Origin of the sequence: Akkermansia muciniphila, from assembly GCF_040616545.1 — a bacterium.
GTDB classification, from domain to species: domain Bacteria; phylum Verrucomicrobiota; class Verrucomicrobiia; order Verrucomicrobiales; family Akkermansiaceae; genus Akkermansia; species Akkermansia muciniphila_E.
This window is the reverse complement of sequence record NZ_CP156688.1, coordinates 787,796-811,946: the sequence shown is the minus strand read 5'-3', so window position 1 is coordinate 811,946 and position 24,151 is coordinate 787,796. Positions and strand designations below refer to the sequence as shown.

The following is a 24,151-nucleotide window of genomic DNA, read 5'->3' as shown; positions in this document are numbered from 1 at the left end:
TGGTACAGGGAAAACAATTGCCAATGCTGGTTATGAAAAAATCTCTTATTCCTGCCGCACTTTTCCTGCTGCTTTTCCCTTTAAGCTCGTCCGCTGATGCAGCCGTTCCCGCCAGTCCCTACTACTCCGGTGTTTTGCCCGGAGGCTGGAGCGTTTCTTTCTTTGGTCCCCAACTGGGGGATTCCATGGATAAGGTCGTCTTTCTCCGGGAGGGGCGGGAGGCGGCCTCTTTCAAGCTGCCTTCCGGGAATTCCCTCAACAAGATCATTGTGGATGAACCTTCCGGACGGGTCGTGATCGGCATTCAGACGGACAACGCCACTTTTGTCCTGAAGATGTGTGACCTGAAAACTGGCAAGGCCGCGGACATTGACATGTCCGTCCTTCTGGGCAGGCTGGCTGAAGACTTTCCGGAGGCCGCCCCGGACGATTACGTGGGGCATTCCGTGGTGCAGTGCGGCGCCCTGAAGCTGGAAGATGGAAAAGTCATGGGAACGGCTGTGAAATCCGGAACCGTGGGCGACCTCCGCTATGACCTGACTGTTCCTTTCTCCATTAACATCGCGCAGCCCTGGCCGGAAGCCGGGAGGAAAGCCGTGATGACCCTGGAGGAATCATCCATGGAAAGGACTCCGGACCCCGATCCTGTGGGGAAAACGCCGCGCATGCAGTAAAATTTGCTTGCCTAGGGTACTCTGTGCGGCTCTCATAGCCGCATGAGACTGATCAGCTTTCTGACGCTGGCATGTACTGCCTGCTTCCTCTCTTCATGCGGTTGTGATTGTCACAAGCATGCGGACTTCGCGCTGAAGGACTACACGCCCACCTCCAGCAAGCAATTCCGTTAACCGGCCGCCATGTTTGAAATCCGCGAAAAACCGGAAATGGTGGAACGGGCCATGCTCGTTTCCATCTACTTTGACCCCTCCGAGGCCGGGGAGAAACAGGCCATGCTTGACGAGCTGGAAGACCTTGTCTCCAACCTCGGCATAGGCATTGTAGGCAAGCACCTGGTTAAATCCCGTGACGTGCACGCCAAATTCCTGTGCGGCACCGGCAAGGCGGAGGAAGTAAGGCAGCTGGCCCTGGACTGTCGGGCGGATTGCGTGGTGTTTGACAACATGCTCTCCCCCTCCCAGCAGCGGGAATGGGAACGGCTGATCGACGAATGCGTGATTGACCGTGAAGAGGTCATTCTGGACATCTTTGCACGGCGCGCCCGCACGCGGGAGGCCACCCTCCAGGTGGAACTGGCGCGCATGCAGTACTCGCTCCCCCGCATGGCCCGCATGTGGAACCACCTGGACCGCCAGGGCGGCGGTTCCGGGGGCGGGAAGGGCGGCGGCGGAGCCGCCAGGGGCGAAGGTGAAAAGCAGATTGAAGTGGACCGCCGCCTGGCGCGCGCCAGGATTGAGGCCATTCAGAAGGAACTGGCCCTGGTCATCAGGCAGCGTGCCACACAGCGCAAGGAACGGGAACGCCAGGCGATCGCCACGGCTGCCATCGTGGGGTACACCAACGCCGGAAAATCCTCCCTGCTGTCCCTGGTATCCGGCTCGGAGGTCATGGCGAAGGACATGCTCTTTGCCACGCTGGACACCACGACGCGGAAAATAGAACTTCCGCACGGCCAGCCCCTGCTGCTGACGGATACCGTGGGCTTCATCCGCAACCTCCCCCACCGTCTGGTGGAGGCCTTCAAGTCTACGCTGGAGGAAGCCGTGCTGGCGGATTTCCTGGTGCAGGTGGTGGACGCCTCCGATCCGGAAGCCGTGCGCCATTATGAAACCACGCTGGAAGTGCTCAGCGAGCTGGGCGCGGGGGACAAGCCCATGATCGTGGTTCTGAACAAGGTGGACCTTGTCCCGGAAGAGAAGCGCCACACGCTGGAAGCCCTGTTGAAACCCCATTTCAACGGCAGGGTGATACCCATGTCCGTGCAGGAGGAACAGGGCGCGGAAGACCTGCTGGACGCCTGTGTGGAAATGCTGGAAAGCCGCGTCCGGCGCGCCAGCTTCCTGATTCCCTACACCCGGAGCGATCTGGTGGCCGCCATGCACAGTGAAGGCAAGGTTCTCTCCACGGAATATGTGGAGGAAGGCACCCTGCTGGAAGCCGTGCTCCCCGTGGCGTTTTATAACAAGCTCAGTTCATTCCTGGCGGAAAAATGATTCCCCTTTGATGGCGGGGAAACCGCAGAATGGAGCCCTGATGAAGAAGACCGGTGCAATCTGGATGCTCAATAGCCCCAGTCGCGCAGGCACTTCATGACGTCCCCGACAGGCAGGCCGATCACGTTGTCCGTATCGCCTCGCACGGAGGAAATGATCATCTCCCCATGTTCCTGGAAGGCGTAGGACCCGGCCTTGTCCATCACGTCCACCAGCTCCATGTAACGGCGGATGTCTTCCTCCGCCAGTGTCCGGAAGGTGACTTCCGTCAGCACGGCCATATCCTTCATTCCCAGGGGGGACTGGATGGAGACCGCCGTGCACACGTGGTGCGTGCGCCCGGAGAGCATCCGGAGCATGGTGCGGGCTTCCTCCGCATCCTGCGGTTTGCCGAGGGGAAGGCCGTCCAGAAAAACGAGCGTATCCGCGCCGATAATGGTGGAATCCGGATGTTCCCGGAACACCGCTTCCGCTTTGGCTCTGGCGTTGTGCAGGCAGAGTTCTTGCGGAGGCAGGTCGGCGTCTTTCAACTCCTCCGTATCCCGGATGACGATGGAGAAAGGCACGCCGGCCTTCGCCAGCAAATCGCGCCGCCGCGGTGACTGGGAGGCTAGGATAACGGGGGGAAGCATGGGAGGGGAAGCACCAGTGAAAAGTTAATGAATATTAACTATTACCTGTTAATTATTAACTATTTACTTCCCATGATCCGGTTGAACGCCTTCGGGGAAATCTCCCGGATGGACCGGATGATATTCTTGGAAAAGGCGCCCATGCGTTCCCTGATGGTCTCCCGGTCTTCCGCGGAATCAAACTCCATGCCCACCAGGGCGCGGCCCACGCGTTCCCCGGTATAAGTATAGTTAAAGTAGCAGAGGGAGGCCAGGTCCGCGATGCGCTCCATGAAGTCAAGAAAGGCCCCGGCGCGTTCCGGAAATTCAATGTGGACGAACAGGGGGTGCTGGCACAGCTCCGCCTGGTAGTGAATCATGCGGAAGCGCACGTCGTCATCCTCACTGATGTCCTCAAACTCGATTCCCTTCTTCTTCAGCGTCGTGCGGATGGTGTCCAGATCCTCGTCGGAAGCGGCAATGCCGAACACGGGATACTGGGCGGCCCCTTCCGTCTTGCCATACTGCACGTCCACCAGCGTGGTATCCTGCGGAATGTGGCGCAGGTACTTGAGCACCTGCCCGCGCTTGGAATCCATGGAGATGCGCAGGTAGCGCGTTTCATGGTTGCCGATGCCCGCCTGGCGGGCGATCTGGGTGAGGTGGGTGAAATCCATGTTGGCGCCGGAGATGACCACGAAGCTCTTTTCATCCGGCTTCACTTCACCCTGGTTCCATTGTTTCAGGAATCCGGCCAGGCTCATGGCCCCGGAGGGTTCCGGCACCACGCGGGAGGACTCCCACATGGCCCTGATGGCCTGGCATACCTCGTTGTTGGTGACGGTTACGAACTCGTCAATCAGCTCCCGGCAGAGGGGATAGGTCAGTTCTCCGGGAATGTGGACGGCGGTGCCGTCACAAAACACGTCCACGTAATCCAGATTCACCCGGTGGTTTTGCTCCATGGAGGTCTTCATGGAGGCCTGGTCCACGCCTTCCACGCCAATCACCTTGATGTTCGGCCAGAATTTTTTCAGCCAGCAGGCTACGGCTGCGGCCAGTCCTCCCCCGCCGATGGCTACATAAGCGCGGTCAAACGGTCCTTCACCGCTCATGATCACTTCATCCGCCAGCGTTCCCTGTCCCCCCATGGTCACCAGGTCGTCATAAGGGTGTACGAAGGTGCTTCCGTGGGTTTCCGCGTACTCATGGGCGGCGGCCGCCGTCTCGTCATAACAGTCCCCGTGGAGCATGATCTTCACGTGTTTCCCGCCATGGCGGCGCACTTCCGTCTGCTTCACTTCCGGCGTGGAACGGGGCATGAAAATGGTGGCATGGCAGTTCAGGACGCTGGCCGCCAGGGCCACGCCCTGGGCGTGGTTGCCGGCGGAGGCCGCCACAATGCCCTTGTCCCGCGCTTCCTGGCTCAGTGCGGCCATGCAGTTGAACGCTCCGCGCCATTTATAGGCCCGGATGGGTCCCAGGTCCTCCCTTTTGGCGTACACCGGAGCCTTGATGCCCGGCAGATTCAATCGTTGAAGAGGAGTTGGTTCGCCAACGGTGTAAACGCGCTGGCGGGCTTGCAGTATTTCCTCGGAAAGACGGTCCGAAAGTATGCTCATGATTGTAATGCTGGCTCCTATTCTACCGGGTTGCGGCCTCCTTTTCCAGTAAAACATTCCCGCCGGGGTGCCTGTTTCCCAGGTCCCGGGCTTTCCGGGAACAAAAAAAGCCGCCCGGAGGCGGCTGTTTCTTCTGGACAAGGTGGCGAAGCGGACGGGGCTCGAACCCGCGACCTCCAGCGTGACAGGCTGGCGCTCTAACCGAACTGAGCTACCGCTCCCTGACCTTGAATGCTGTGTTCCTGCCTTGCAGGCGGGGACGTGGAGGCTTATACAGGCACTTCCATGGGAATGCAAGACAAGAAATCACTTTTTCCTGCATGCAGTCCGCGATGGATGGAAGAAGTGGGGCAATGTTTGGGCGGATTTAAAATCCGGAGTCAATGACAATTTTTGAGGCCAAGCGCTTTAGGGCAGATGAATGGCTGGAGGGATGGAGCAGGAGAGGAGAGGCAGCGTCCGTTTCAAGTACGGGCATTATCAGTATTTAAACCATTATCTGGCCTCATTCATGAACATTTCCGGATTTTAAATCCGTTAATTATTACTAACAATATAGTCTGGTATATAATTTATTATTCATTATCAAAACCTTATAGTTTATGCGACCGCACCTGCCCCTCACTCTCCTGTCCGCTCTTCTGGCTTGTTTCATTTCTCCGGCGTGGTCCGCCTATACATTAACGGGCAATGGGGAAACCACCATTTCCTTTGCCGACGACCAGTATACGATTACGCCTCCGGCAGGGAACCCGGTGACTCAGGCAGAGTCCCCCGGAGACATTTATTTAACGGATATTACCGGAAGCGGAACCTACGAGGACGGCTATAACCGGGTTCTCAATCTTGAAGGCGGAACTTATACCAAGTTGCAGTTATGGAATGTTGGGGGCACCACTGGCGGCGTTACCATGGGAGGAACTAATTCCTTTGTGGTCAATATCGGAGCCGGAACGTCGCTGCTGAATACAAATCCTCAGTTGATGGGGTGGAGCAACCAGGACCGGGTAGTGGCGGCTGACATCACTCTCAATGTAGACCAGAATGCAGGGACGATCAACGGCCTCTGCCTGGTAGGTGATGGCAACAAGGCGGATGCATTCCGGACGACAGGGACGTATATTGTCAATATCCATGGGGGGGAATGGGCCGGAACTTCGGTTAGCTCACCTGATGCCAGGTGGTGTATAGGTTTGGGACAGGAATCCTTCCGCCACACGGGAGATGTCACATTCACCATTGACGGAGGAACTTTCGCACAGTTGGTGACGGCTGGGACGACGCGCGGTGTGGGCCAAAAATCAACCATTATCGGGAACGTTGCCTTAAATCTGGACGGCGGGACTTTTAACGGCTCTGTTGCCCTTCTGGGAAGGGGCCTCGTCCAGTTGGGAGACGGGACAAATGCGTATACGGCCAAATTAAAAATTACGGGAGGCCAATATAACGGGAACGTGTATGGCTTGTCCGATGCTACCGCGGCAGGTTCCGCCGCAAATATTGCAGCCAATTCGTCCGCTTCCATGGAGATTACAGGAGGAACCTTTGCACAAAGTTTATTCGCACAGGGAGTGACGACAACCATCACGGGAGCTACTTTTTCAGGGGACGGAACCAAGAAAATTTTTGCGGGCGCCCGTCTGAGCACCTCTGCCTGGAATCTGACTGATACCAACATGACGCTGGATTTGGGCAGCGGCACAGTGGCGGCCATGATTGCCGGGGGAAGCTGGGTGGAAACCGGAGAAAGCACGTTCAATATTACAGGCTCAACCAATCTGACGTTCAAATCCGGCACGTATACAGGCCAGATTTGGGGCGGTTCCTACATTAATGGAACCGCTACTGCTGCCCTGACCGGGAATATCGGTTCTACCAATATCACCATTACAGGGGGTACATTTGACGGAGCGCAAATATCCCTGGGTTCCTATGTGGAACGCAACAATACCAGTTCCTCGTTGACCATTGGAGAATCCAACCTTTCCATCAGCGGAGGAACCTTCAACAATGCCTCCATTTATGCGGGTGGCCAGAAGGTTAACGGCACTTCCCTGACCACGGCGCTGGCCAACGTGACCATTACAGGCAATGACGTTGTTTTTACCGGAACAACCACTCTTTCCGGGCAGGGCCGGGGAGATACCGTCACCAAAAGCGTGCTGAACCTGAACGGCGTGACGCGTGCGGACATGTTCGCGAATGCCACGGTTTCCGGGTTTGACGAGATTTCCGCCGGGGAAGGAACGGACGCCACCATTGCCAACGCAACAGTGCTGGATGGCCGGAACGCCTTCACCAAGAGCGGCACGGGCAAGCTGACGCTGAGTTCCGCCGCCGGCTTTGCGAATGCGCTGACGGTCTCCGGCGGAGAGCTCAGCTTCGGACTGGCGGGGGGCGTCACCTTCGGCAACTCCATTACGCTGGGCGCCGGTGCGCGGCTTACCTCCGCGGGCAACATGACCTTGTCCCAGGCTTCCGGGCTGACCATGGACCTGACGGGGATGAATTCCGCCAGCGCTTCCGTCATCCAGTCGGGCGGTACGCTCTCCTTCAATTCGGAGGGAACGCTGACCCTGACCATCAGCGGGGTAGACCAGACCATGGAGAACGACTACAGGCTGATCACCGCGGACAGCTTCGGCACGCTCACGGCAAGCAACTTTACCTTTGATCCCGCCGGGCTTTCCGGTGATTACAGTTATGTTCTGGAACTGATGGGAAACACGCTTTACCTGCGCGTGAAGGCTCTGGGGGAAGCCCTTAACTGGAACGGCGGCGCGGCGGGAACCTGGACCGTGTCCGGCGGGGAAGCCATCTGGCTGGACAAGGACGGAACGGCTGTGGCCTATGACGCCACGAAGTCCGCCAACTTTGAAGACCTGGCGGGGGTGGCCGCTTCCTCCGTTACGCTGGACGGCGACGTTTCAGCCGCCCGCGTTACCGTCAATAATACGGATACGGCTTATACCTTCACGGGCACGGGCGCCCTTGTGGACGGGGCCTCTCCGGTGGCGCTCGTCAAACGGGGGGAAGGGGAGCTGACCATTGAAAACACGGGAACCAACACCTTCTCCGGCGGTACGACCATCTCCGCCGGCACCCTCAACCTGAACGCTGTGCAGGGCCTGGGCACGGGAACGGTAACCCTGGCCGGGGGCACGCTGGTGCTCAACACGGCCGGAACCACGGACGGCACGACGGGCCTGGTGGCAACCAACAAGCTTATCTTTGCCGGAGGCACGTTCATGTACGGAACGGGAGCCGCACAGGACATTTCCGGCCTCATTGACGCCGCGGCCAGTACGGCCGCCGTCCGGGTGGACACCAATGGCAACGACGTCGCCTGGGCCACCTATACCCAGGACCTGGGCAACAGGGAAATCGTGAAGCTCGGCGGAGGCATGCTGACCATCAGCACGACGCTGGACGGCACCTTCACCGGAGCCATCACCGTCAGCGGAGGAACCCTGTTCTATGACATCGGCGCCAACAGCGCCACCCGTACCTGGAGCGGCAATATCTCCATCGCAGAAAATGCAACACTTCAAATCCGGGATAACCGGGCCCATAACACCGTCAACACGGATATCCTTTCAGGCCGCATCACCGGAGCCGGCACCCTCGTCCTGGGCCATAAGGAAGGGGGAGCCAACCCCGGGGGAGGCCGCTATTCCGTCACCGGTGACAACAGCGGCTTTACCGGCACCATGAGACTGGTGGGCGCCGGGACCAACGCCGCGTGGAATGAAGTGGGCTTTGCCAATGCCGCCGCCATCGGCGGGGCCAGCCTGGAACTGGACGGCCGCGGCTTTTTTGTCAGTGATTCCGCCAATCCGGTGAATGCAGACATCCATGTAGCGGCCGGCGGCGGCTGGCTGAACGGGAACTCCAACCAGACGCTTACCCTGGCGGGTGACCTGACGGGCGAGGCCGGGGCCAATCTGGGCATGACGCTGGCGGGGAATCCCACGCTGACGGTCCTTTTCACCGGCAACCTTACGGGCTTCACGGGAACCCTGAATTCCGGACAGGGGAACGGAGTCATGTCCTTCGGCAGCGGCGGCGCGGCGGCCACGCTGGGAACGGGAGAATTCCTGAAGGGCGCCTCCCTGGGCGGCGCGGGCACCTTCCGGGTCAATTACAGCGGCACGGGGAAGGACCTTCTCTATGCCGGCAACGTCATTGACACCGCCAGTCTGAACGTGCGGGGCGCGGACAAGCTCATCCTGACCGGCGCGAATACCAGCACGGGGGCCATGAGCATTGAGCAGAACGCCACGGTCCAGCTGGGCGACGGCACGGGGGACAATGCCGCATGGGCCGGCACCGTCACGGGTGCGGGCAGCCTGATGGTGAACACCACCGGAACCTTTGCCGTGGGAGACCGCGCCAACGGACTGACGGGCACGCTGACGCTGGCCCGGGGAACGCTGGACCTCTCTGACGCAGCCGCCACAACCAACATCCTTATCCAGTCCGGCGGCCTGGCAAATGCCGGGAACTACGCCGGAACGGCTACAAACCGGGTGAATGTCAATGCCATTGCCAATTCCGGCAATATCTCCATGGGCGGCCTGGACGCTTCCAGGCTGGGAACGGTAGCCACCACCACGGCAGGCACGCAGATCAACGGCCTCAAGAACGGTTCCACCTGGACCGTCAGCGGGACGGGCAGCAGCCTGGCCCTGAGCGCTGACAATATCTCCGGCGACCCGTTCACGGGGGCGGACGCCCTCATCCAGTTCAACGGAACCGGGGACAACCTGGGGAGCATTTCCTTCGGAGACGGCTCCACGCTCACACTGGACCTCACCAGCGTCATGGATGCCATGAAAACGGCGGGCGGCAATTTGGAAATCCTGCTCACCAACGGCGGCTTTGCTCAGGACCTTGAAACCCTCAAGAGCCACATCACGGCCAATCCCCTCTTCGCCGCCCTGGGCTTCGGCATTGTGGATGTCAACGGAGGCAGCATCGTCCTGTCCGGTGATACGGACCTCGTTTACGTGTCCTCCGTGGACGGCACGGGCACTGCGGACAATCCGGTCACGAACCAAGCCCTCAACTTCTACCAGGCGGTGATTGTGGACCAGGACCTTTACGTCCAGTCGGACGGTTCCATGGTCATCAAGAACCTGACGGCCCCCGGTTCGGGTACAGGAACGGGCAACCTCATCGTCACCAACACGGCGGACAACAAGGGAAGCATTGAGCTGCAACACAACCTCTTCCATGAAGGTACGGGGGTGGATACCGTCTTTGCCGGAAACATCAGCGGCGTGGACGGCGCGGCAGCCAATACGGACCTGGTCAAGACGGGAGCCAACAAGCTCACCCTGTCCGGGGATGTGACGCTGGCGGGGGATGCCATTGCGCAGGAGGGAACTCTCCAGCTCAACGGCACGGCCAATGTGGAAGCCCTGCGGCTTGACTCAACGGATGCGGGTTCTCTTGCGGTGATCGGTGTGGGAGGCCATGCCACGGCGCAGACGCTGGAAACTGGCGCCAACGGGGGCAAGCTGGACATCGGCGCCAGCGGAACGCTCACGCTTACAGGCGTTATGGACAATCTTTCCCATGCGGAAATCAGCGGAACGGGCACGCTCCATCTTGCGGAAGGCGCTTCCCTGGGACTGGCCGCGGACAGTACGCTTTCCGGCGTGGTGCTGGACCTGGACGGTTCCCTGAGCCTGGGAGCGGACAGCGGCGCGGGCGGCCTGAAAGGCTCCGGAACCCTGACGCTGAACGGACAGACCCTGAATATCCAGGCGGCTTCCGGCCAGACGTACACCTTTGACGGAACACTGGGCGCCGGAACGCTGGACGTCTCCGGCGCGGGCACGCAGGTTCTGCGCAGCTCCGGGGCGGATACGGACCTGACGGTCAGCGGCGGGAACCTGGTCCTCCAGGGGAAGGCGGATGTGGATGGGGCCCACCTCTCCTATGGCAAGCTGGTGAACAACGGCAATCTGACCGTCCAGGCCAGTGACAACGCGCTGACGGCGCTCAATACCACCCTGACCGTGGACGGCGCCGCCTTCGGCAGCGGTTCCACCACCACCTTTGCGGTGAACACGGACGCAGACCTGGTCTCCACCTTCATCCAGTCCTCCGGCGACATCGTCATTGAAAACGGCGCTTCCTTCCATGTGACCAGCCTTCCGGGGATCAACATCACCTGGAAGTCCGGCAATCCGATGGAACTTACCCTGATGGAACTCACCGGGGGCGGAACCATTCAACTGGGAGAAAATACGCTGACGGTAGGCGGCCTGTTCCTCACGTACTACAAGAATGCGCATCTGGTGCAGGAAGGGGATAAAGTTGTCCTCAAGGCGGAAGAACAAACGGACAATATTTACGCCGGCGTGGCGGATACGGCCAACTCCACGGCGGGCGCCAACCTGGTATGGGAAGCCGCCCGGCACGGAACCGTGGACCAGGCGCTCACGGACTTCCTGAGCTCCCTCAATAATGACATGACGAACAACCCCTCCGCCGCCAGGCATGCCCTGGCTGCGGCGGCGGGCAGCACGGTGACGAGCCTGGGCATCGCCCAGCGGGACGCCCTGCGCGACCAGATGACCTGGATACGCAACCGTACCAACCAGATGGGCGTCAACCCCGCCTACATCAACGAAGACCTCCCCTACTTCCACATGTGGGTGCAGGGGACGGGCTCCTACGCCAAGCTGGACACCAAAGGGGATGAAAGCGGCTACCAGCTCACCACCTGGGGCGGAACCGTCGGCATGGACGTGGACCTCAGCGACCACTTCACGATGGGGGCGGCCTTCACGGCCAACTACGGGGACCTGACGGCCAGCGCGGCGGATACGGCGGACGGTCACCTGGACAGCTACTTCGTCAACCTCTTCGGTCGCTACCAGAGCAAGAGATGGGCCCATACGCTGATCCTGACGGGCGGGTGGAACGACGCCAAGCTCAACCGCAACGTCAATTATGGAGCGGGCAGCTACGGCACGCACGGAGACACCAACGGTTGGGGCTTTGGGGCGATGTATGAACTCACCTACGACGTCTATCTGAACGAAGACAAGAGCAGCATCCTGCAACCGCTGGCCAACGTCTCGGTGGTAACCACCCGTATGGACGGTTACACGGAAACGGGAGCCGGAAACATGGGCCTGAACGTTGCCAAACAGGATTTGACCACGGGAATGGTAGCATTGGGCGGCCGCTGGATGGGGCTGGTAGGCAGCAACATCTTCGGACGCGAGGCGCTGGCCGAGTTCCGCGTAAACGCGGCCCAGGACATGGGAGACCGCCGCGGACAGGCCAATGTGGGCCTGCTGGCCAACCCCGGTTACATGCAGACGGTGAGGGGGGCCAAGGTAGGAACGACGGCGCTTCAAATCGGAGCGGGCCTGAGCGTACCTGTGGGAACGCAGGGAACGGTCTTTGTGGACGGCAACGCGGACTTCCGTGACGGGGCCAGCTCGGTGAACGGAAGCGTGGGCTACCGCTATGACTTTTAAGGAGAGTTAAGGTTTTAGAGTGGAGAGTGGAGCGGAGACGCCCGCTCTCCATCCCTTCAGGGCCGTTCCGGACAAGAGCCGGAACGGCCCTGCTGCTCATTCTTCCAGAAGCCGGCCTCCGTCATGCCATTCTCCGTACATCCTGTTCTCCCGGGTATTCTTGATGAATTTCTCCAGGCGGCTGTTGAACAGCTCCGGCTGGTTTTTCTTGATTTGGATGGTGTCAAGGCGCACATGACGGTACAGGCGGGGAAAGGCCAGAAAGTTGGCGTAGGTCTGCGGCTCCCGTTGCAGGGCTTCCAGAATGCCGGGATCAATCCGGAAAGCTTCCGGGTCCATCTCCGGCAGGCACTCCCTCCCATGGGGCGTCATCAGTCCCAGCCTGTCCAGGCGGCGCACGCGTTCCTTGTTCAGTTCCGACCACTTGCTCCCCCTGGAACGCGGGGTGAGGCGCTGGGCCAGAATGCCGGAAGACGTTTTTTTGCGGGTGCTGTCAATCCAGCCGAAGCACAGGGCTTCCTCCACGGCGTCCAGGTAAAGGATGGCATGGGGGGAAGGCTTCCGCGTGGTGGGAACCCAGCAGCAGGGGGAGGAACGGTGGTTCTCTTCCAGCCACGTTCTTAATTGCCGCCGTGTGGTGATGGGGAGAAGATGGTCTATTTCCATGATGGCTCTGTTCAGCTCCGCGCCTGCTGCGGTTTTACGGACGGATGATACCTTCCCGGCGCCTGCATTTCCAGCACAGGTGCAATTTCTGCTGCCGCGCCATTCTCCTGCGCGGGCTTTCCCGCACCGCCGGACAAGGAAAGCGGTTTTCTCCTTGTCAAAACGGATGCCGCCATTATACATGATTTATGAAGAAAAGCGTGTTGCTGGCAGCGCTGGGGCTGGTTCTGCTGGCCTCCGTAGTTGTGACTCTTAAAATGGCATGTGCCGATGATTCCGCCAACCGGGCGGACACTGCCCGGGAACGGGTGACGCCCGTGCTGAATTCCTTCCTGGGCCTGTGCGGCGCCAAGGTGGGTGACCCCGTCTTTTTACGGGCCGTCAAGGAGGATTCCATGCTGGAACTGTGGGTGAAGCCGGGCAATGCGGAACGCTATGTGCTTGCCAAGCGCTACCCCATTGCCGCATGGTCCGGAGAACTGGGACCCAAGGAAAAGGAAGGGGACAAGCAGACGCCGGAAGGCTTTTATGAAGTGGAGCCCTCCGGGTTGAACCCGCGCAGCAACTACCATCTTGCCTTCAACATCGGTTATCCGAATTCCTATGACCGGTCCCTGAACCGGACGGGAAGTTTTATCATGGTGCATGGCAGGGACGTTTCCATCGGCTGCCTGGCGATGACCGATCCGGGGATTGAGGAAATATACACCATGGTGGAACAGGCCCTGGTTCACGGGCAGAAAAGCGTTCCCGTGCAGATTTACCCCTTTGTGCCCACTCCGGCGCGTTTGCTGAAGGAGAAGAATTCCCCCCATGCCGCCTTCTGGGCGGACATGGCCCGCGCATGGGACTGGACGGAACGGACCCACACTCCGGCCCGGATGAATGCCGTGGATGGCAGGCTGGTGGTTGATGAACAATAAAAATCCTCCGGCACGGGCCGGAGGATGGGGAAATTAAGGAACGCGGCGGCTGGGGCAGGGCCTGCTGCCGCGCGTCCGGAAAAGACGCGGAAGGAATTATACCAGTTGGGCAATCAGCTCTTCGCGGTCGCCCGGCAGGAAGTCCATGGGGGCGATTTCCGGCAGGGTGTAGCAGCCGGCGGCCAGTTTCATGCTGGCGCGTGCGGAAGCCACCATCACTTGGGCCGTGAGGGCCGGGTTGTTGATGCGCATCTCAAACGTGAACAGCTGGTTCTGCGTGGCGCCGGAAACGCCCTTGCGCTCCATCAGCACGCCGTGGCCCATGTCCTTCAGCACGTCGATGTCCGGCACCTGCTGCACGCGGGTATCGTCATGGCTGAAATAGGAATCGGACTTGATGGCGAACTCTACGTCGGAGAACTTGGCTCCTTCCTTCAGCACCACGTAAACCATGCGGCGGTGTACGCCGGACCCGGTGGGAATGGTGAGGGAAAGGGCGTCCGCCACGCCTTCCTTGGAGCGGGCCACCACGCTGTGGCCCATGCTCATGCCGGGACCGAAGTTGGTGTACGTGATCCCCTTGGGGGCCATGGCCAGCATCATGGTGCGGATGACGGAGTCCGTGCCGGGGTCCCAGCCCGCGGAGATGATGGAGACGGCGTCATGCTTGATGGCCTGGGCTCCCAGGGAGCGGCGCAGGTTCACGATGTCTCCGTGAATGTCAAAACTGTCCACCGTGTTGATGCCGCGGGCAAGCAGGGGCAGGGCCGTTTCCTCCACGCTGCGGGTGGGGGTGCAGAGCAGGGCCGCGTCCACGTGGCCCAGTTCCTCCATGCTGCTTACGGTCTTGATGCCGTGCACGGGTTCGCTGCCGGGGCGGCGCACGATGCCCGCCAGTTCCATATCGGGCGCGGCGCGCAAGGCGTCCACGGCGTATTTCCCGATGTTGCCGTATCCTACGATGGCTACTTTGATCATCTTGGTAGTAAATAGTAATGGTTCCGGGAGCGGCGGCGGATTATCCGCCGGAGGTTTCCTCCCGTTGACGCATGTTTTTTTAAGTGTTGCGGGTACTCATGGCAAGACCGGAGAATGACAGGGGGCAGTGTGGCATGATCATGGGTTCTTTGAACGGGGGCTGGAGGAATGGAGTCTGATTATTCGGAACTCTTCCAATAAAACGATGAAAACCAAATTGATTATTCTGAGTATCGCCACCCTTCTCGGGTGTGTTTCCTGCCATACGATTGGCGGAGTGGGCAAGGACGTGGAAGCCGTCGGCAGCGACATTAATTCTGCCGCCCGTTCCACCAGCCGGTCCATGTAAAAAGACTGTGTGTGTGACCATGGACGAAAACCGCTTCATCCACCCGGGTGAAGCGGTTTTCCTTGATGGACATGTCTCCTTTCTTTCCCTTCCCCGGTTTTACGATTCCGGGGAACGCTCCCACCCCCCACGGGGAATGGGGCTTTTCCCCTTTTCCGGCGCGGGACGGGAGCATTAAAAAAGGCATGCCGCGTGTCCGGCATGCCTTTTGAAAAGAAGTTGAACCTTCCGTTTTTTAACGGCGGCGGCGCAGCATCAGGGCCGCCAGGCCCAGCAGGCTCAGGGAAACGGTGGCCGGTTCCGGCACGCCATTGATGTAGGAGACGTAAATCTTGCCGTCCTTCGTAAACACCTGGTACTTGCCCACGTTTTCAGCGGTCAGGTCCTCGGCGGTGATGTCGTCGCTCTGCGTTCCGCCCGTAATTGTCGTATTGCTGGTGGCGGCGCTTCCCACGCCGTTGACAAGTTCGCGCGTCACGAGCTGGAACGTGGTCCCTTCCGTAATCAGGTCCCCCAGGGAGGCGGAGAAGGTAAAACGTCCCAGATCAGTCTGGTTCGTAAGATTCAGCGTGCCGGTTGCGCCCAGATCCACAGATAAATTGTTGTTATTGGCGTTCCAGGTAAGTGCGGCGGTAATGTTTAGCGTGCCGTATACCGTCCAGTTCATGTTCTGGTCACAGTTGGCTACGATGGTACCGCTCGTTTTGCCCACGGTCAGCGTGGAGCCTTCTCCCACGGAGACGGTCGTACGCTGGAATTTGGTGAAATTCTGAAGGGAAACGCTGGCTCCGTTGGAAACGTTGATGGTGGAGGTCCACCCTTCCACGGTAGTGCCGGGACCGCATACCACGGTGTGGTTGCCGGATACGTTGATCGTGCCCCAGTTGGGATTAACCAGCGGAACATGGTCACTGGTGCCGCTTTCCGTCTGCCAGTTGGACGCCTGGTTCCAATCGGTAGAACCGTCAATGGGTGCCCACGTATAAATAGCGGCCTGGACCGTCATGCAGGAAAAAACCAGCAGAAAGGAAAACAGGATGAGAGTTTTTTTCATATGAATGCGATGTAAGGTAGAGCTTGAAAAGGAAATTTCCAAGGGCGGCGGAGTATGCTGAATTACAAATCCGGGGTCAAGGGCTGATTTTTATATCAAGGAACTTATGCTGCCTGCCCCGTTTCACCATGGGAGACCGTTTTTCTGACGGAATCCTTGCGGAACTGTGCAGCCGGAATCCGGAGAGCCGCAAGCCTTTGCGTTCATTGGAATAAACGCGTCCCGTCAGGAGGCACTGACTTTCAGGGGAAAGTGTTTACAGCCGCTCAGGTTATCCTCTGGATGCCGCAAGGGCTTGCGGCTCTCCATGGGGAGAAACCGACGGCCATGAAAAAGAGGGTTCCGGGCCGGTGTCCGGGTGCTTCCTTCCCTCCTTATTGCATGGATTTGCTGGTGGCCTGGGAGGCGCTGTCAATCTTGCTGCCCATGGCCTCCACGTCTTTTCCGATTCCGCTGATGGTGTTGCAGGAGGCAAGGCCGAGGGCGGCGAGCGTCAAAAGGGCGAGTTTGATATTCATGGCAAGGAGAGGTTGAAAGCCGCATCCTACCCTGCTTCCGGTTCCTTGTCAATGAGGCGGGCATTTTCCGGGAGGTCTGTTTCTGCGGTAGCAGAAGATTGGAAAAGGGGCAAGAAGGAGTTATGCAGAGCTGGGGGATTGGTAAAGATGTCTCCGCTGCGTTCCGGTGGTAATTCAGCGGTGAAGGCCGGGAAACCGGGTTATTCGGTTGGACGGAAAGCCAAGCCTGGAACCCGGAGGGTAAGCGGGTTTGAAAGATGAGCGCGCCAACCCTCCATTCCCGGGTGGGCCGATTTCGTTTAAACCGCGGTGATACGTCCTTTCCTCCGTGTCCTTTGCTGGCCGCGCTGCCGGGAACAAGGGCCTCCCGGCCCTTGTCGGGAACTCCTTCGTTTCTCTCCCGGAATAAATTCCGCTATGATGACCGTCCTGCCGCAGAGCAATTCAATCCTTTGCCAAAAAGAAGAGCCGCAAGCCTTTGCGGGCCGCGGCACATTTCAGGCTTCGCTTTTTCCTGCCGGGCCGTTTCCGGAACGCGCCAGCTTCCTTTTCAGCTTCAGCCCCATGCGGACCAGAAAGTAAACGGCCGCGCCTGCCAGCACTGCCCCCAGTACGGGGAGCACGCACGCCAGCACGGCTACGATGGAGGCGGAAGCCGTCTCCGCCGTGGTGACGACGGAGTTGCCCATGCCGCCCGTAGCGGCGGAGGCCGCTCCCCGGATGGCGGCCATGCCTCCGTGAATGATGCCCGCCGCTCCGCCTCCGGCAATGGCGGCCAGGCCCCACTTGAGCATGGGGTCCATGTGGCCGATGAAGCCGGCGGCCAGGATCGTCCCCGCGATGATGGCGGCGGGCGCCCCCAGCACGTCCAGCGTGTGGTCAATGACCGGGATGTAATACGCCGCTATTTCCAGCAGGGTGGCTACGGAGAGGGTGACCAGGGCGGCGGTGCCGCCCAGCCATGCGAATTCCGGCGTTACCGTGAGGAAGCCTCCCCGGATGGCAATGGAGGCTACCAGCAGGGGCACAAAGATGCGGAAGCCGCAGGCCGCACCCAGCCCGATGCCGAGCAAAACGCCCATGACGGCTTCCATATTCATCTGCGGATCAGCTTAGTTTGACGGTGGTTGCAGCCGTGGCCGCCTGGGGCGCCGCCGCGGGAGCCGCGGCAGAGGGAGCGGGCGCTTTTTTCTCTTCCGTGGATTTGCCCAGGAAGCCGGGCAGTTCCAGCCCTACGCTCTTGCCCAGTTCATGGAGCGGCAGCGTATCCTTCACCAGGTTCTGGACGAATCCGCCTACGGAGGAGTCCCCTCCGTTGCCCATGACGATAACCTTGTCAAATTTCAGGCCCTTGATGGCGCCGGACTGGAGTTCCACGATCTTGGTGATCTGTTCCGTCACCAGCAGGTTGGAGGCGGCCTCGGAAGAGCCCGCCGCCTGCACGATCTGCTGGAAGCCGCGCGCCTTGCCTTCCAGCACGGCTTCAATGGCGGCGGCTTCACCGCGGCCCACCATTTCCATGCCTTCCCCTTCCGCCTTTTTCTTCAGCAGGGTGGCCTGGGCCTCGCCTTCCGCCAGCTGGCGGATGGCTTCCGCTTCCGCCCTGCGCTGGATGAGCAGGGCCTGGGCCTTGCCTTCCTGTTCCAGCTTGAGCACTTCCGCCGTGGCCTGGGCCTGCACTTCGCGCTGGCTCTTTTCAATGCGGGCCGTCACCAGGATGTTGGCTTCCTGCGTGGCGCGTTCACGTTCGGCGCGTTTGATTTCCGCTTCCTTTTCCGCCTCGTAGGCTTCTTCCAGGGTTTTGGCTTCCTGCACCTTCTGGGCCACTTCCGCCAGCTTCTTGGCTTCCGCCTGCTTCACTTGCAGCTTGGCGGCGGATTCCGCAATCTTGATCTGGGCTTCGTTCTGGCCTTCAATGGCAATGGCGCGGGCGTTCGCCACCTGGACGGTCTGGTCCTTTTCCGCTTCCGCCTTGCCGATTTCCCCGCGGCGCGTTTCTTCCGCCACCTTGATGGTGGCGTCATTGATGGCGCGCGCGGCGGCTTCCTTGCCCAGGGCGCTGATGTAGCCGGAGGCGTCCTGAATGTCCGTGATGTTGGCGTTGATGAGGTGGAGGCCCACCTTGTGCAGCTCCACGTCCACGCCTTCCGTGATGCCCTTGATGAGTTTTTCGCGGTCGGAGTTGATTTCCTCAATGGTCATGGAGGCGATCACCACGCGCATCTGGCCCATGATGATTTCCGCCGCCAGGTTGCGGATTTCCTCCCTGGAGCGGCCCAGCAGGCGCGCGGCGGCGTTCTGCATGATTTCCGGCAGGGTGGAGATGCCCACGATGAAGGAGGAGGGAACGTCCACGCGGATGTTCTGGGAGGAGAGGGCGCCCTGGAGGGGCACGTCAATGTTGATGGGGTTCAGGTCCAGGTAGCTGTAGGACTGGAGGACCGGCAGCACGAAGGTGGAGCCGCCGTGGTAGCATTTGGCGGGCTGCCCGGTGCCCACCTTGCCGAAGACGATGAGGATTTTGTCCGGCGGGCACATCCGGTAGCGGCTGAACAGCCAGGAGGCGGTCAGGATGATGAAGAGAACCAGAATGGCGATAGGGATGATTTTGTCCATGGTGTTGGATGGGGTGTATGGTTGGGTTTGTTGGTTAATGAAGAGGTTTGACGGTGACGACGCCTGCCGTGACGGCGACTACTTCCACCGGGGTTCCTGCGGGCAGGGATTCCTCCCCTTCCTGAATGGCGGGGAGGTACAGGAGCTGGCTGGGATGGGCGATCGTGACCTGGCCGCCGCGCTCCAGCCTGCCGGGAATGCTGATATAAACGGTGCCGTGCATGCCCTTCAGGGTTTCATAGTTCAGGGTGCCGTCTGATTTAAGGCTCATGATGAAGCGCATGGAGATGCCGATGATCAGGAACATCAGCAAGCCCGTGAAGAAGGCCGCCGCAATGGAGGCGCCCATTCCCCACCCCAGGCCCTGGGCCAGCACGCCGCCCCAGCCGAAGCCCATGAAGAAGCCGATGCCGGATTTGATGGACAGCAGGCCCACGTCCGCGCCCCCGGCGTCCGCGTCAAAGTCCAGGTCATGTTCCCCCAGGCCGAAGAGGGAGAGCAGAAAGAGAAGCGCCCCCACGCCAGTTGCGGCAAGGGCGATGATGAAGAAGATGGAGTAATCAGTCATAGGGTAGATTGATTACGGGGAGTATCCATGTTTGGAGGCCGCTTGTCTATGGAAAAAGGAACGGAGGCGCGGATAATCCGGCGGCAGGCGGCAAAATAGCCCCCTCCGCCGTTTTCCGCCTCAGGCCTATTTCATTTCCACGACGGCCTTTTCCCCTTTCTTGAGGTCCAGCTCCCGGAGCAGCAGGAAGTCATTGGTCAGCAGGCCCGCTTTCTCCACGGGGGTGGCGGTTTCTCCAATGGTGACGGTGGCTTTCTTGGCGCTGATCCTGTTGGGGAACCAGACGCCCAGGCGCCCCTTGGCGTCCTTGTTGGCCGTGACGGTGAAGCCCTTGGCGGCGTCCGCCGGGTCATTCCAGTCAATGTGCCACGGGGACGGGGTGCGGGATTCATCCAGCCGCGCCGTCCACGCAGGATCTCCGTAAAAGGCCACGGTATCCCGGTCATGGATCAGGCCCATCTGGTCCTTGCCCATGCCGTAGCCGGCGGAGTTCATGCTTTTGGCAAAGTCCGGGTCATCCTTGATGCCGTTGATGTCCGGCGCGTTAAAGTTGACGTTCATGAGCTTGGGGAAGCGGGTCATGGTTTCGTCCAGAATGAACTGGTTGTTCAGGTACCAGGCTTCCGCCAGGCTGGAGGCGTCATGGTTGCTGAACAGGAGGCCCAGCGTTCCCCAGCCGCCCTTGCCGTACCAGGAGGGGACGGTATAGCCCACCAGCTGGTTGAAGCCGTAGTGGCTCAGGGCCGTGACGGCCATGGAGTTTTTCGTTTTTTTAGTGTCTCCTATCAGGCAGTTCCCCGCCGCCACCCAGACGGCCGGGACCGGCTTGATTTCAATCACCGGAGCCTTGATTCTTTCCAGGAAGGAGAGCAGGTCGTCTTCCTTCCCGTTGAAAATCACGCCGCGCAGGAAGGTGGTGAATTCCTTGAACTGCTTTTTGTCCAGCACGTGGAACCGGTTGTTGCCGGAGACGATAAGCCCTTTGCCGAAGGGCATTTCCAGGTTGAACTGGGTGGCGTGGGAGGCCGTGACGAAGAGCTGGGGAGCGTACTGTTTCCAGTATTCCGCCAGCTTGGGCGTTACGCCCAGCGTGGTGTCGTCTCCCTTGTCCTGCTCCTTCAGGCCCTTGGCGTAAAAGGCCGGAGTCATCTTTTCCGCGGAACCGTGCTGTTCCAAGTACTGGAAGGGCTGCCAGTCCGTGATGCTCATGCTGTCGCTGAAGCGGGAGGCGTCCACGTTGGTGGTGCCCATGGAGCGCGTGATGACGAGCGGCTGCGTTTCAGCGGCTATCCTCATGGCGTCCTGCGGGGTGTAGCCCGTGATGATGCCCCAGATGCAGTCTCCGTAGGGATCGTCATCCAGGCGGCGGCTCAGGCGGTGCAGGTCATTGACCAGAACGCGGTCTATCTCCTCCGGCCGCGCGACCACGGCCATGAAGCGCGGGGCCATCTTCTTGAGGGTGTCCAGTTTGGCGAACATGGAGTCCTTTACGGTGACGATGGCGCCGCCGTGCTTCTCCGCCAGCTTGTCCGCCACGGCCTTCCATTCCGGCATGGCGGCGGTTTCCTCGGAGATGATGATGGCGTAGTCATTCTTGCCGGAGTCTTTTTTTACGGTCTTCACGGCGGTGGCGTGAATGCAAAAAGCCGCCGTGGAGACGGCGGCCTGGGGGGCGGCGGGCTTGTCCGCCTGCTTTTCAGCAGGCGGAGCTTCCGCGGCCGGATGGTCCGGCAGAATGTTCAGGTTGAGATGCTCTCCCTTGCCGAAGATGTCTTTGGCAAGCTTGTTGACCTCTTCCACGGTGATGGCTTTCACGTCCGGAATGCTTTCCCTCTGCTGGTTCAGCCGTTCCGGCCTGGCCTGGGAGTCCTTCAGCAGGGAGGTCCAGTATCCGTTGTCGCGCTGGGCGCGGTCCATGGAATTGAGAATGGGGTTGCGGGCGCGGTCCAGTTCTTCCTGGGTGACGTTCCCCTTGCCGAGGTCGTCCGCAATTTTGGCGATCGCATTCCGCACGGCTTCCTTGTTGCGCATCACGCCGGAGCTGAGGGTGATGATGTAGCCGTCGTCCGGGTAGGTTTCACTGATGTTGAGCCCGGTGGAGGGGGAGTAGGTTTCCCCCATGTCCTCACGCAGCCCCTTGAATACGCGGTCATAGAACACGGCCTTGAGCATGTTCAGCCTGCGGGCCAGCTTCTTGTCTTCCCCGCCGGGCGTTTTCCAGAAGAGGCAGACCAGCGTCTTGTCAATGGAGGAATCATAGGTCAGGTCCTTGGAGAAGTTGAAGTCCGCCATGGCCGGATGGCGCAGCTTTTCGTCCAGCTTCGCGGGGGCTTCCGCACGCCTGGGCACGGCGCCCACGGTGCGTTCCAGCAGGGGAATGATGTCCTCCGGCTTGAAGTCGCCCGTGACGGTCACTTCCATGTAGTTGTTTTTCAGGGGGGCGTCCACCCAGTCCTGCACGTCCTTGACCTGGTAGGAGCTCAACTGTTCCTGCGTGGGGAAGGTGAAGCGGGGGTTGTCCTTGTACAGGATGGCCGGCACCTGCTTCTTCATGGCTCCCTGCACCTCATGGTTCAGCTTGTTGTAAATCATGGGGATGGCGCGGCGGAGCAGGGTGACGCCGTCCTGGCGGTAGCCGGGATACATCAGGTACGCCGTCTGGAGCTGAAGCTGCGTTTCCAGGTCTTCCCTGCTGGTATTTCCGGAGAGCAGGAAGGCGCGATCCGTCATGGAGAAGCCCACGCCCACCTTCTTGCCCGCCATGATGGCGGCCAGTTCATCGTTGGAGTGGTCCTTCAGGCCGCCGCCGTTCATCACGGCGCCCGCAAAGAGTTCCAGCCCGGAGGCTTTTTCCGGCCTGGTCAGTTCCCCTCCGTCCACGGCAAAGGTGATGTTGATGGAATCCTTGTCAAATTCCGTGGGCTTCAGGTTGACGCGCACGCCATTGGAAAGGGTGAGCTGGGTCACTCCCAGGTCCGCGGCTTCCGTGCGGGCCGTCACCTTGCCAGGTTCCCCGAACTTGTAGGAGAAATTCTTTTGCGCGGACGCCTGGTAGGGTTCCACCTTGGAAGCCTGTGCCTCCTTGTACGCCTGCATGATTTCCGCGCTTCCCTGGGCGTTTTCCTTGTTGGAGGTGACGATCACGCGGGGGAAGGCTCCGGTCCAGGCTTCCTTCAGGGCGGCCTGGCACTGTTCCGGAGTCAGGTTTTCCACCACTTCCCTGGAAATGGCCCAGTCTTCCTGCGGGGTGGTGAAGACCTTGTCCTGCGCGGCGCTCTGGGCGATGGCGGAGGCCAGGTCTTCCGACTTGGCGGTAGGCCACGCCTTGATGGCGTTTTCCGCTGCTACGGTGATGTTGCTGCGGGCTTCCGCCAGCTCCTCCTTGTTGAAGCCGAATTCGATGGCCCGGCGCAATTCCTGTTCAATGGAGGCCAGGGCCGGCTTCCAGTTCTTGTAATCCGCCTGGGTCTGGATGGCGTCCACTTGCGCCGCTTCCATCACGTCCATGCGGCCGCCCTCCGCGCCAATGAAGGGGCAGTCCGGATTCTTGGCCATCTTTTCCAGGCGGCGGTTCAGCATGGCGTAAGCCACATTCAGGGGAATGTCCTTGTTGCGGTTGGCCACCGTGTCCGCCTTCTTCACGTAGGGCCGGGCAAGGTTGATGCTGATGTCCGTGCTGGTGGCTTCCTTGTTGGTGATCCAGTGGGCGGTGGTTTCCCTGGCTTCCTTCAGGGCGCCGCGGTCCGTCTGGAAGGAGTAGTTGTCCTTCTTCAGGGAGCCGAAGTATTTTTCCACCCAGGCCTTCCCCTGTTCCGGCGTGATGTCCCCGGCGATGACGAGCTGCATCTGGCTGGGAACGTAGTGGGTCTGGTAATAGTTGACGAATTTTTCCCGCGGCGCGGTGCGGATCACTTCCAGCGTGCCGATGGGGTAGCGGTCCGGAATCCTGGTGCCGTCCAGCATGATGGAAAAGACCTCCTTCATGACCCGGTAGCCGGCGGAATCCCGCGCCTTGTATTCACTGGTGATGATGCCGCGTTCCGCGTCAATGGCGCTTTCCTCCAGCAGGGCGCCGTCCGCAAAGTCCCTCATGATGGTGAAGGCCAGGTTCACGGTGGACTCCTTCATGCTGGGCACGTCCATCATGTACACGGTTTCGTCAAAGGCGGTGTAGGCGTTCGCGTCCCCGCCCAGGCCCAGGCCCTCCTTCTGCATGGCGGGAATCATTTCCCCGCGTTTGAAATGGGTGCTGCCGTTGAAGACCATGTGTTCCAGGAAGTGGGAAACGCCCTGGATGTCATCCGATTCATTCAGGGAGCCCGTGTTGACGCGCAGGCGGATGCTGAAACGGCCCTTGGGCTCCGCGTTCGGGCGGATGAAGTAGGTCAGGCCGTTGGGGAGCTTCCCTTTGACCAGCTGGGGGTCCTGCCTGGGGATGCCTGCCGCCGGCTGGACGGCCGCGGACCCGGTTTTGTTTTCTGCTGCGGTTTCAGCCGGAGAATGGGCCGAGAGGAGGCACGCGGCAGCCAGAATGGAGGTGATGGTAAATGCCTTCATGGGAAAAATACTGCCC

16 protein-coding genes and 1 tRNA gene are annotated in these 24,151 nt (G+C 60.2%); 6 read left to right on the top strand and 11 right to left on the bottom strand.

Translation table 11 applies throughout. From position 1 onward, the window contains the following. Positions 1 to 32: 32 nt before the first annotated feature. The 3 genes from ABGM91_RS03325 to hflX are packed head-to-tail and all read left to right on the top strand — an operon-like array spanning position 33 to position 2,171. A complete protein-coding gene (locus tag ABGM91_RS03325) occupies positions 33 to 674 on the top strand; it encodes a hypothetical protein (protein WP_354833654.1) in 642 nt (213 codons plus the stop codon). Between the two features lie 42 nt (positions 675 to 716). Next, on the top strand, positions 717 to 848 hold the full coding sequence (locus tag ABGM91_RS03320; protein ID WP_286010576.1) for a hypothetical protein: 132 nt from the start codon (positions 717 to 719) through the stop codon (positions 846 to 848). Positions 849 to 857: 9 nt separating this feature from the next. After that, positions 858 to 2,171: a GTPase HflX gene (gene hflX, locus ABGM91_RS03315; RefSeq protein WP_354833652.1), complete on the top strand. Its 1,314-nt coding sequence runs from the start codon at positions 858 to 860 to the stop codon at positions 2,169 to 2,171. Positions 2,172 to 2,239: 68 nt separating this feature from the next. On the opposite strand, the gene ABGM91_RS03310 is transcribed toward hflX, so the two are convergent. The 3 genes from ABGM91_RS03310 to ABGM91_RS03300 all read right to left on the bottom strand — a co-directional run bounded on the left by ABGM91_RS03310 (position 2,240) and on the right by ABGM91_RS03300 (position 4,625). Continuing rightward, on the bottom strand, positions 2,240 to 2,803 hold the full coding sequence (locus ABGM91_RS03310) for a Maf family protein (RefSeq protein ID WP_354833650.1): 564 nt from the start codon (positions 2,801 to 2,803) through the stop codon (positions 2,240 to 2,242). A gap of 59 nt (positions 2,804 to 2,862) precedes the next feature. After that, the gene (locus ABGM91_RS03305) at positions 2,863 to 4,404 is read right to left on the bottom strand and encodes a pyridoxal-phosphate dependent enzyme (RefSeq protein ID WP_290566442.1); all 1,542 of its coding nucleotides are present in this window, start codon (positions 4,402 to 4,404) and stop codon (positions 2,863 to 2,865) included. 143 nt (positions 4,405 to 4,547) lie between these two features. Further along, positions 4,548 to 4,625 (bottom strand) — tRNA-Asp (locus ABGM91_RS03300). Positions 4,626 to 5,006: 381 nt separating this feature from the next. Here ABGM91_RS03300 and ABGM91_RS03295 point away from each other — a divergent pair. Further along, positions 5,007 to 11,906: an autotransporter-associated beta strand repeat-containing protein gene (locus tag ABGM91_RS03295; protein ID WP_354833647.1), complete on the top strand. Its 6,900-nt coding sequence runs from the start codon at positions 5,007 to 5,009 to the stop codon at positions 11,904 to 11,906. Between the two features lie 96 nt (positions 11,907 to 12,002). On the opposite strand, the gene ABGM91_RS03290 is transcribed toward ABGM91_RS03295, so the two are convergent. Further along, a complete protein-coding gene (locus tag ABGM91_RS03290) occupies positions 12,003 to 12,572 on the bottom strand; it encodes a YdeI/OmpD-associated family protein (protein ID WP_354833645.1) in 570 nt (189 codons plus the stop codon). 188 nt (positions 12,573 to 12,760) lie between these two features. On the opposite strand from ABGM91_RS03290, the gene ABGM91_RS03285 reads away from it, so the two are divergent. Further along, on the top strand, positions 12,761 to 13,495 hold the full coding sequence (locus tag ABGM91_RS03285) for a L,D-transpeptidase family protein (RefSeq protein ID WP_354833644.1): 735 nt from the start codon (positions 12,761 to 12,763) through the stop codon (positions 13,493 to 13,495). A gap of 96 nt (positions 13,496 to 13,591) precedes the next feature. On the opposite strand, the gene ABGM91_RS03280 is transcribed toward ABGM91_RS03285, so the two are convergent. After that, positions 13,592 to 14,473 carry a diaminopimelate dehydrogenase gene (locus ABGM91_RS03280; RefSeq protein WP_354833642.1) on the bottom strand — a complete coding sequence of 294 codons (882 nt, stop codon included), beginning with the start codon at positions 14,471 to 14,473 and terminating at the stop codon, positions 13,592 to 13,594. Positions 14,474 to 14,678: 205 nt separating this feature from the next. Between ABGM91_RS03280 and ABGM91_RS03275 the strand changes: the two genes are divergently transcribed. Continuing rightward, positions 14,679 to 14,822, top strand: coding sequence for an entericidin (locus tag ABGM91_RS03275; RefSeq protein WP_102712425.1), 144 nt, complete (start codon positions 14,679 to 14,681; stop codon positions 14,820 to 14,822). A gap of 235 nt (positions 14,823 to 15,057) precedes the next feature. Here the strand turns inward: ABGM91_RS03275 and ABGM91_RS03270 are convergent, their stop codons facing one another. The 6 genes from ABGM91_RS03270 to ABGM91_RS03245 form a co-directional block, all read right to left on the bottom strand. After that, positions 15,058 to 15,876, bottom strand: coding sequence for a PEP-CTERM sorting domain-containing protein (locus ABGM91_RS03270; protein ID WP_215427016.1), 819 nt, complete (start codon positions 15,874 to 15,876; stop codon positions 15,058 to 15,060). 374 nt (positions 15,877 to 16,250) lie between these two features. After that, complete coding sequence (locus tag ABGM91_RS03265; RefSeq protein WP_290566449.1) at positions 16,251 to 16,394, bottom strand: entericidin; 144 nt, start codon at positions 16,392 to 16,394, stop codon at positions 16,251 to 16,253. A gap of 497 nt (positions 16,395 to 16,891) precedes the next feature. Continuing rightward, entirely contained in the window at positions 16,892 to 17,494 is a 603-nt protein-coding gene (locus tag ABGM91_RS03260) for a DUF4126 domain-containing protein (RefSeq protein WP_354833639.1), read from the bottom strand. Positions 17,495 to 17,501: 7 nt separating this feature from the next. Then, the gene (locus ABGM91_RS03255) at positions 17,502 to 19,010 is read right to left on the bottom strand and encodes an SPFH domain-containing protein (RefSeq protein WP_354833637.1); all 1,509 of its coding nucleotides are present in this window, start codon (positions 19,008 to 19,010) and stop codon (positions 17,502 to 17,504) included. A gap of 34 nt (positions 19,011 to 19,044) precedes the next feature. After that, positions 19,045 to 19,578 (bottom strand): hypothetical protein, encoded by a 534-nt coding sequence (locus ABGM91_RS03250; RefSeq protein WP_290566452.1) that lies wholly within the window; start codon positions 19,576 to 19,578, stop codon positions 19,045 to 19,047. Positions 19,579 to 19,704: 126 nt separating this feature from the next. Next, complete coding sequence (locus tag ABGM91_RS03245) at positions 19,705 to 24,135, bottom strand: insulinase family protein (RefSeq protein WP_354833634.1); 4,431 nt, start codon at positions 24,133 to 24,135, stop codon at positions 19,705 to 19,707. Positions 24,136 to 24,151 lie beyond the last annotated feature (16 nt).

Bases quoted from the DNA above. Each gene is read 5' to 3' on its own strand.
- ABGM91_RS03310 (WP_354833650.1), bottom strand. From the start codon at position 2,803: ATGCTTCCCCCCGTTATCCTAGCCTCCCAGTCACCGCGGCGGCGCGAT.
- ABGM91_RS03245 (WP_354833634.1), bottom strand. From the start codon at position 24,135: ATGAAGGCATTTACCATCACCTCCATTCTGGCTGCCGCGTGCCTCCTC.
- ABGM91_RS03280 (WP_354833642.1), bottom strand. From the start codon at position 14,473: ATGATCAAAGTAGCCATCGTAGGATACGGCAACATCGGGAAATACGCC.
- ABGM91_RS03275 (WP_102712425.1), top strand. From the start codon at position 14,679: ATGAAAACCAAATTGATTATTCTGAGTATCGCCACCCTTCTCGGGTGT.
- ABGM91_RS03295 (WP_354833647.1), top strand. From the start codon at position 5,007: ATGCGACCGCACCTGCCCCTCACTCTCCTGTCCGCTCTTCTGGCTTGT.
- ABGM91_RS03250 (WP_290566452.1), bottom strand. From the start codon at position 19,578: ATGACTGATTACTCCATCTTCTTCATCATCGCCCTTGCCGCAACTGGC.
- ABGM91_RS03270 (WP_215427016.1), bottom strand. From the start codon at position 15,876: ATGAAAAAAACTCTCATCCTGTTTTCCTTTCTGCTGGTTTTTTCCTGC.
- ABGM91_RS03255 (WP_354833637.1), bottom strand. From the start codon at position 19,010: ATGGACAAAATCATCCCTATCGCCATTCTGGTTCTCTTCATCATCCTG.
- ABGM91_RS03260 (WP_354833639.1), bottom strand. From the start codon at position 17,494: ATGAATATGGAAGCCGTCATGGGCGTTTTGCTCGGCATCGGGCTGGGT.
- ABGM91_RS03305 (WP_290566442.1), bottom strand. From the start codon at position 4,404: ATGAGCATACTTTCGGACCGTCTTTCCGAGGAAATACTGCAAGCCCGC.
- ABGM91_RS03290 (WP_354833645.1), bottom strand. From the start codon at position 12,572: ATGGAAATAGACCATCTTCTCCCCATCACCACACGGCGGCAATTAAGA.
- hflX (WP_354833652.1), top strand. From the start codon at position 858: ATGTTTGAAATCCGCGAAAAACCGGAAATGGTGGAACGGGCCATGCTC.
- ABGM91_RS03320 (WP_286010576.1), top strand. From the start codon at position 717: ATGAGACTGATCAGCTTTCTGACGCTGGCATGTACTGCCTGCTTCCTC.
- ABGM91_RS03265 (WP_290566449.1), bottom strand. From the start codon at position 16,394: ATGAATATCAAACTCGCCCTTTTGACGCTCGCCGCCCTCGGCCTTGCC.
- ABGM91_RS03325 (WP_354833654.1), top strand. From the start codon at position 33: ATGAAAAAATCTCTTATTCCTGCCGCACTTTTCCTGCTGCTTTTCCCT.
- ABGM91_RS03285 (WP_354833644.1), top strand. From the start codon at position 12,761: ATGAAGAAAAGCGTGTTGCTGGCAGCGCTGGGGCTGGTTCTGCTGGCC.